Here is a 7692-nt window from a genome sequence, read left to right as displayed (position 1 = left end):
CCAATTTTGCGCGCAACCAAGCGCTATATTTGGGTGAGCCAGTGCAGATGCTGCCACGCAATCATCAAGACTGGAATGGTGGTTGGGTCATCACAAGTGGCTGTATTGCTCGGCAACCGAAGGTGGATTGCAAAGCCAGGAATTGGCTTTCTCAGGAGGACATATACCCACTGTATTTTAAGAATCGGGGATTTGTAGATCCTCATGCTCAAGGGGTGCAGATTCAATTTAATGCTGCCGGAGCAGCTAAAACTGGACAAGGAGGGTTTTTAGCCAACCGTCTTATCTTAGGTCATCGGCATTACGCGGATCTTGAGCGTCAATTCATTTTAGGCAGCGGAGGCCGTTGGCGTATATGTAACCCTAAGACGGACCACAAAGGCTGTAAGTAAAACCCAATTCCTACCCAACCCCAAAGCGAATGATGTGAAAATTTGCTGCTTGGATCCACAATCGGTTTTAATAGACCCATGTATAGCGCTGCTGACCAAGAATGGATGAGTAAAGCTTTAGAGCAAGCTCAGCATTCTTTATATTTATCAAACCCCAATCCACGAGTGGGTTGCGTCATTGTCCGAGAAGGGAAAATGATTGCACAAGGACACACACAACAAGTGGGTGGACCCCATGCAGAAATCCAGGCATTGGCGGATTTACGTACAAAAGGCTTGAGCGCAGAGGGCGCTACCGTGTATGTCACTCTGGAGCCTTGTAGCCATACTGGCCGCACTCCTCCCTGTGTTGACGCCCTCATCGCCGCTAAACCTGCTAAGGTTTACATTGCTATGCAAGACCCCAATCCTTTGGTTGCAGGCAGAGGCATTGAGCGTCTAAAAGCTGCAGGCATTGAAGTCTATTGCGGCTTGCTTGAGCAAGAGGCGGAAGTGCTCAACCGGGGATTTATATCGCGCATGACACGAGGCTTACCATGGGTGCGCCTCAAAATTGCTGCCTCACTTGATGGTAAAACGGCGTTGGGTAATGGACAAAGTCAGTGGATTACTGGGCCTACTGCTAGAAAGGATGGTCACCATTGGCGCGCACAAGCTTGTGCAATAGTGACTGGTGTTGGCACTATTAAAGAAGATGATCCACTGTTGAATGTGAGAGAGGTGGCCACACAAAGACAACCTTGGAAGGTGATTGTGGATTCAAAATTGGAAACACCTTCATCTGCCAAAATCCTAAAAAACCTTGGTGGTGCACAAGTCATCATCATGTGCGGCAAACTCGATTCCAAAGAGCAGCAACAAAAGGCCGCAATATTCCGAGAGCAGGGTATAGAAGTCACCGAGATGCCTAATACTCAAGGTAAAGTCGATCTACCAAAGATGTTTGCTTACCTTGCGCAAGAGCGCGAAATGAATGAGATTCATGTAGAGGCGGGATTTAAGCTCAATGGCTCGATGCTCAGAGAGTATTGTGTCGATGAGTTATTGCTCTACTACGCACCTTTTTTTATAGGGGATGGCATTGGTATGGCAAATATCGCTCCCTTATCCCATTTGGATCAACGACAAGATTGGCAGATCATCGATCAAGATGTATTGGGCAAGGACATGAGATTACGCTTGATTCGTGCAGATTCCAAAATATAGATCGGTAAGCTCATCAGCACTTAACATCACTCACCATTAAAATTGACATATGTTTACTGGAATCATTACGGCGGTTGGCCAAATCAAAAGCACGCAGAAGAAAGGCGATGGTTTGCATTTGGTTGTACAAGTGCCAGAAGATTATCTAAATGATGTTGCGTTAGGTGACAGCATTGCGATTCAGGGCGCTTGCATGACAGCTACCCAACTGGATGGCAATACCTTTGCGCTCGATATTTCTCGCGAATCACTGAATAAGACCGTGGGTTTGGACAAAGTTGGCCCAGTCAATCTTGAGAAAGCAATGCGCCTCAATGATCGTTTGGGCGGTCATTTGGTGAGTGGCCATGTCGATGGGGTTGGCACAGTTGCCCACTTTGCACAAATTGCTGCCGATCAATATGGTTCTTGGCTTTTGCGTATTGAGGCACCAAAAGCATTGGCGGCCTTCCTGGCTTACAAAGGTTCTATTGTGGTGAACGGCGTTTCGCTTACTGTGAACCAAACAGAAGATACGCCTTCAGCATGTATTGTGGACATCAACATCATTCCACACACCCTGCAAAACACAACGCTGGGGGGATTAAAGCAAGGGGATCGGGTCAATCTAGAGGTAGACCTCATTGCGCGTTATGTAGCGCGTATGATGAGCACAATATAACGTTTAAGATATGCATGGAAAAGTGAAAATAGAGCCAAAATCAATTCTCAACGAGTTTGACTATCAAGCCGCATTAGCTGAAGTTTCAATTTATGTCGACAATGAACCAGAGTTAGACAGCAAAAATGCTGATCGATTTCGAAAATTACTTGAACTAATAGAGGCTTACGAGTCAGATCATTATCAAGTGAATTAATTATTTTTGATAGCGAGTCGGATCAATTAAGTTTGCTTGCTGAAATCCAGCCTGCCTCAGGCGACACGATTCGCAAACACCGCAGGCTTCACCAAGATCATTAGCTTGATAGCAAGATACCGTTTGTGAATAATCCACTCCTAAAGACTTACCCAGCGCAATAATTTCTGCTTTGCTCATATTGATAATGGGTGCATGCACTCTGACGCGATTCTCATGACTGAGTGCTTCTACGCCAGCTTTGGTTGCTAGGCTGGCCATCGTTTCAAAGGAGGCGACATATTCTGGGCGACAGTCTGGGTAGCCTGAATAATCAACGGCGTTGGCACCATAGAAGATATCCAAACCACCTAGTGATTCAGCCCAACCTAAAGCGAGTGAGAGCAAGATGGTATTGCGTGCAGGAACATAGGTTACAGGAATCTCTGCTGTATCGCTGGGCGTGGTAGGTACTGCAATTGCAGAATCCGTTAATGCAGAGCCCCCAAAACGGGTAAGGTCCAGATTGACGACCTCATGACGTACCACCCCCATTTTTTTGGCAATATGTTTTGCTGCCGCCAATTCAGATGAATGTCGTTGACCATATCCAACTGAAAGCGCATAGGGTGTGTAGCCTAAGTCTTTGGCAAGCGCTAATACTGTGCTCGAGTCTAAACCCCCGGAAAACAAAATCACTGCTGGGGCATGAGGTTTACGGGGCGCAAACTGTTGAAAAGCTGCAGACAACGATGACATAAGAAAAACCGCGTTTACTGAGATTTACTTAGTAGCAGGCAAGAGTGTTTGTGCTTGCTGTGCTGCTTCAGTATCAGGATATTTCGCCATCAGGTCATTCAGAATCTTTTTAGCTGCTGCTTTATTGTCGCTCTCTAACTGGCAGTTCGCTAGAGTCAGCATTGCTGCTGGTACCCGCGGATGATTGGGAAAGCGTGTAATTAAGCTTTGCAACTGGGCGATGGCCCCTTTGTAATCTCTGTTCGCATATTTGCTATTTCCACCCCAAAATAAAGCGAGTGGGTAGTATGGGCTTTTTGGATAACGCGCAGCGAATGCAGAAAATAAGTCATCCGCTTTTTTTAAATTACCTGCTTGAAAGGCCTTTAGTGCCTCATCGTACGATTTTTTTTCCGAGGGCTGAACAACTCCGCTAACCCCTTCAATGGTCATTGTGCGTGGTTCAAAATTGCCTAGGCGATTATCTAGATCTTGGTAATACGTCTTTTGGCTGGTGCTGATGTCTTCACCTTGCTTTTCAAGGTTTTCAATCTTGCCGCGCAGTACCGCATTTTCAGATTTGAGTTGATCAATTTGGCTTTGCAGTTCGAGCTGTGTTGTTGCCATCGACTTGCGCAGATCCAAAATCGCTTTGCGAGCATCATCATCAGAAAAGAGCGCCCAAGCATTGCTAGAAGCGCCTATGAACACTACGCAAGCACCTAAACAAAACGCTCGTGAGAGCGTTTGTTTATAAGAGGTATTTACTTTCAACATTAGTTCGTAATGTAAACAATATCTGCACGGCGATTTTCTGCCCAAGCAGCTTCGTTATCACCCTCTGCTTTTGGTTTTTCTTTACCAAAGCTGACTGCTTCCATTTGGTTATCAGATACGCCCATCAAATTGAGTGATTTGCGTACAGCTTCAGAACGACGTTGACCTAATGCTAAGTTGTACTCTGCAGTACCGCGATCATCGGTATTACCTTGAATGATGATCTTTTGTTTTGGATTAGCTTTAAGGTAGCTTGCATGAGCGGACAACATTTTTTGATATTTAGTTTGAACAGTGTATTCATCAAAGCCAAAGTAAACACTTTTCTCAAACAACGGGCTCTTAGGATCGTTCCAAGGTTGTGAGCCGTAGTTACCACTTCCGCTACCATCGCCATTGACATCATCAAGATTTACGCTGGAGCAGGCAGATAACGCTAGAGCAACTGAGCCCAGCATGAGGAGGGTGGCGAAACGACGGGTTATAGAAAAGCTCATGGTTTTCCTCTTTCCTTACAAAGGTAAATAAATGAATAGCAATATTATGCTCCCAAAGAGCAACAAAACCACCTAAATTGCTATAACGGTTCTTAAAATGAATAAGGGGCTTCCTATGGAGAAGCCCCTAATATGGTGCGAATGCTTAAGTGGGGCTTAATCCATGAAGGGCCCCCAGGATGGCTGACGTACATCAGATCCCGGAATACTCAAGACTTGTTTCGAATTTCCGTCTACTGAAACGGCTGCTAAAACCCGCTTACCACCCACCTTGGTCGAGTACAGCACGTACTTACCATTAGCGGCAAAAGAAGGGGATTCATCAGAGCTGCCATCGGTGAGCGCTTGTGAGTCACCAGTAGCCAAATTCAAAATATACAAGCGATAAGCGCCACCCACATTGGCAATGTAAGCCATGTATTTGCCGTCTGGAGAAATGCGTGGCGAAGTCACAAATCCTTGTTTGAATGTGACGCGTTTTGCGCTATCGGATTGCTCGCCCTCTGCACTCATGCGATAGATTTGTGGATTGCCGCCGCGATCGCTGGTGAAATAAATGAAGCGACCATCAGGTGAATATTGAGGTTCAGTGTCAATGGTGTTACCGCGAGTGAGGCGATGTAACCCTGAGCCATCAGCATTAATGCCATAGATCTGAGTATTGCCATCTTTAGAGAGGGAAACCGCGAGCTTTCTTCCATCGGGTGACCACGCTGGAGCACTGTTATTGCCCTTTTGATTTGAGAGCGCAATACGACGACCTGTCGCTAATTCATGAACATAGATTACCGGTTTACGATCTTCAAAAGAAACGTAAGCAACCTTTTTGCCATCAGGTGACCATGATGGGGAGATGATGGGATCGCCGCTAGTCATGGCGGTGCGAATATTTTGACCATCGGCGTCTGAGATCACTAGACGATAGCGCTTGCCATCCTTGATGACATAAGAGAGGCGGGTAGAGAAGATGCCGCGCTCACCCAATAACTTCATGACGATATCGTCAGCAATTTTGTGTGCAACTGAGCGCAGATTATCCGCGCTGGAAGTGAGATTTAATCCGCCTAAACTTTGTGATTTACGAATATCAAAAAGTTTGTAGCTCACTTCAAATTGATCTGAACCTTTTTGTGTGACAGAGCCGACAACTAGAGCATCTGCACCACGTGCTGCCCAGGATTTGTAGTTCGGAGTGCCATCATCACTCTCTACCGCATTGCCATTTTCTGTATTTTTAAAATAGCCACTACGCGCCAAGTCTTGACGAATGATGTCAGTGATATTGGTAGGTAATCGGTTCTCATCCTTAAAGCGCATTACTGCGATGGGATAGAGTGATTGACCAACACCTGTAATTTCAATACTCATCTGTGCAACGCTCGGCAGACTGAAAGTGCCCAGCACCATTACAGAGATAGTCAAAATGATTTTTTGCAAATGGCGTGCGATTAAATTCATCATGTTTAGAAATTTACTTTGGTTTTAACTTTAATTCAGGGGTTAAGGTTGGCAACTTGCCATCATCATCTTTAGGAAGGCTTTGAGTCGCATCAATTGCACTTAAAACTGCCTGATCCCAAGCATTATCACCGCTACTGCTCGTCATTGTCCTAGAAAGGATGGCGCCATCAGGGGCCAAACGCACTTGAATAATGGTTTGTTTGTTTCCTCTAAAGGAATCGGCGTTAAAGGTGATATTGGCCCGAACCTTTTTAATGACCTTATCACTCCAGCCGGGAGGCGCATTTCCGCCACCACCCACTCCGCTGCCAACAGAACCGCCCGTGCCGCCATCTTTTGCAGCCATGCCGCGTAGGCTAGCAATATTGGCTTCACGCCGTTTGTCTGCTTCAGCATTTGCTTTGATTTGCGCCGGAGTCAGTGCTGGCTTAGGGGGTTCTTTAGCCACCTCTTTTTTGGGGGGTTCCACTTTTTTAGGGGGTTCTTTAGGTGGAGGAGGTTTTACTGCTTTAGGAGGCTCTTTGGCAGCTTCTTTTTTGGGCGGCTCTTTCTCTACCTTCTTTTTCTTGACGGCTATGTCAGCAGCCTCTTCTTTCATTTCGGTTTTAAGCTCTGGCGCTGGTTTGGTATCTACTTGTGGAGTGGAATCCCATAGCTCCACTTCAACTCCTGAAGGGGTGCTGTTGTTCCAACTGATGCCGATGACTAAAAAGGCAAGTAGACCTAAGTGAGCTACTAGAGAAAATGTAAAAGCCCGTTTGGTGCTCTCTTCTTTTGTGAGACGACCACGTTCACGTCCATCTGGATTGCCGCGACCAAAAGGGTTTTGAGAAAGTTGGGCGCTTGTCATTACTTACGAAACAATAAATGCAAGACCAAGGTGCTTTTGCGCAAAGAGCATTACTGTGACTTCACTGCTAAGCCAACGCGCTTAACACCGTTTTCTTTCAGCTTAGACATGACATCCATCACTACTTCATATTTAACGGATTTATCGGCAGCTAAAACCACTGGCTGATCAGCAGACTTTTCTGCTTGTGATCTGGCAAATGCACCAAGCTCAAATTTATCTAGTGTTTGTACCGGTTCGCCATCTTTACGCACAATGACTTTTTCGTTTTCATCAATCGTCAGAAAGACGGGTGGTAGTGATTGCACCTTAGCGCCGCCCACGGTGGGCAGATTGACAACACCAGGGTTGACCATGGGAGCGGTGACCATAAAGATCACCAGTAATACCAACATGACATCAATGTAAGGAACAACATTAATGTCAGACATTGCCCGACGTTTAGATTTGCGTAATGAAGAAGCGCCCATAAAAATTTGTTCTCTTAGCGTGCAGCGGTTTGACGTTGCAAGATATTGGTGAACTCTTCGATAAATGTTTCAAAACGAATGGAGAGACGATCAACATCCGTTGCTGCGCGGTTGTATGCAACAACGGCGGGGATAGCGGCAAAAAGACCAATCGCTGTTGCAATCAATGCTTCTGCAATACCAGGAGCTACTGCAGACAAGGTAGCGTTTTGCACGTTGGCTAAACCACGGAAAGAATGCATGATTCCCCAAACCGTTCCAAAAAGACCAATATACGGAGAAACTGAACCGACTGAGGCTAAGAAGGGCAGGTTGGCTTCTAAATGATCCATTTCGCGTTGGTAGGTTGCCTTCATCGCGCGCCGGGCGGCATCAATTTCTCTAACCTTCATAAACTCCTGCATACCGGCTTCAAAGATGTGCTCTAAGACGGCATCGCTGCGCGTATTGCGTTGCGCGGCCTCT

General features: G+C 46.1%; 10 protein-coding genes. 3 read left to right on the top strand and 7 right to left on the bottom strand.

Annotated features, from left to right (window positions below; translation table 11 throughout):
- From KIH43_RS05720 to KIH43_RS05710, 3 genes are all read left to right on the top strand, one after another.
- Positions 1-392: GspH/FimT family pseudopilin (locus KIH43_RS05720; protein WP_297718657.1), on the top strand; the 392-nt coding region annotated here is incomplete at its 5' end.
- Between the two features lie 78 nt (positions 393-470).
- Positions 471-1598, top strand: coding sequence for a bifunctional diaminohydroxyphosphoribosylaminopyrimidine deaminase/5-amino-6-(5-phosphoribosylamino)uracil reductase RibD (gene ribD / locus KIH43_RS05715; protein WP_297718654.1), 1128 nt, complete (start codon positions 471-473; stop codon positions 1596-1598).
- A 49-nt stretch (positions 1599-1647) separates the two neighbouring features.
- Positions 1648-2259, top strand: a complete 612-nt coding sequence (locus KIH43_RS05710; RefSeq protein WP_297718651.1) for a riboflavin synthase — start codon at positions 1648-1650, stop codon at positions 2257-2259.
- 196 nt (positions 2260-2455) lie between these two features.
- Here KIH43_RS05710 and queC read toward each other — a convergent pair whose 3' ends face one another.
- The 7 genes from queC to KIH43_RS05675 form a co-directional block, all read right to left on the bottom strand.
- A complete protein-coding gene (queC, locus tag KIH43_RS05705; RefSeq protein ID WP_297718648.1) occupies positions 2456-3193 on the bottom strand; it encodes a 7-cyano-7-deazaguanine synthase QueC in 738 nt (245 codons plus the stop codon).
- 24 nt (positions 3194-3217) lie between these two features.
- On the bottom strand, positions 3218-3949 hold the full coding sequence (gene ybgF, locus KIH43_RS05700) for a tol-pal system protein YbgF (protein ID WP_297718645.1): 732 nt from the start codon (positions 3947-3949) through the stop codon (positions 3218-3220).
- Positions 3949-4446 (bottom strand): peptidoglycan-associated lipoprotein Pal, encoded by a 498-nt coding sequence (pal, locus tag KIH43_RS05695; RefSeq protein ID WP_297718643.1) that lies wholly within the window; start codon positions 4444-4446, stop codon positions 3949-3951. The genes ybgF and pal overlap by 1 nt, the downstream gene beginning before the upstream one ends.
- A gap of 156 nt (positions 4447-4602) precedes the next feature.
- Positions 4603-5853, bottom strand: a complete 1251-nt coding sequence (tolB, locus tag KIH43_RS05690) for a Tol-Pal system beta propeller repeat protein TolB (RefSeq protein ID WP_297718660.1) — start codon at positions 5851-5853, stop codon at positions 4603-4605.
- A gap of 64 nt (positions 5854-5917) precedes the next feature.
- The gene (gene tolA / locus KIH43_RS05685; protein WP_297718641.1) at positions 5918-6757 is read right to left on the bottom strand and encodes a cell envelope integrity protein TolA; all 840 of its coding nucleotides are present in this window, start codon (positions 6755-6757) and stop codon (positions 5918-5920) included.
- Between the two features lie 50 nt (positions 6758-6807).
- Positions 6808-7227, bottom strand: coding sequence for a protein TolR (tolR, locus tag KIH43_RS05680; protein ID WP_297718638.1), 420 nt, complete (start codon positions 7225-7227; stop codon positions 6808-6810).
- A gap of 14 nt (positions 7228-7241) precedes the next feature.
- Positions 7242-7692 (bottom strand): MotA/TolQ/ExbB proton channel family protein (locus tag KIH43_RS05675; protein WP_297718635.1); only part of this gene is annotated, 451 nt, incomplete at its 5' end.

Origin of the sequence: Polynucleobacter sp., assembly GCF_018500155.2 — a bacterium.
GTDB lineage: Bacteria > Pseudomonadota > Gammaproteobacteria > Burkholderiales > Burkholderiaceae > Polynucleobacter.
This window is presented reverse-complemented; position numbering and strand designations above follow the sequence as displayed.

Excerpts from the sequence above, each read along its gene's own strand:
- ribD (WP_297718654.1), top strand. The coding sequence starts at position 471 with ATGTATAGCGCTGCTGACCAAGAATGGATGAGTAAAGCTTTAGAGCAA.
- KIH43_RS05710 (WP_297718651.1), top strand. The coding sequence starts at position 1,648 with ATGTTTACTGGAATCATTACGGCGGTTGGCCAAATCAAAAGCACGCAG.
- queC (WP_297718648.1), bottom strand. The coding sequence starts at position 3,193 with ATGTCATCGTTGTCTGCAGCTTTTCAACAGTTTGCGCCCCGTAAACCT.
- ybgF (WP_297718645.1), bottom strand. The coding sequence starts at position 3,949 with ATGTTGAAAGTAAATACCTCTTATAAACAAACGCTCTCACGAGCGTTT.
- pal (WP_297718643.1), bottom strand. The coding sequence starts at position 4,446 with ATGAGCTTTTCTATAACCCGTCGTTTCGCCACCCTCCTCATGCTGGGC.
- tolB (WP_297718660.1), bottom strand. The coding sequence starts at position 5,853 with ATGGTGCTGGGCACTTTCAGTCTGCCGAGCGTTGCACAGATGAGTATT.
- tolA (WP_297718641.1), bottom strand. The coding sequence starts at position 6,757 with ATGACAAGCGCCCAACTTTCTCAAAACCCTTTTGGTCGCGGCAATCCA.
- tolR (WP_297718638.1), bottom strand. The coding sequence starts at position 7,227 with ATGGGCGCTTCTTCATTACGCAAATCTAAACGTCGGGCAATGTCTGAC.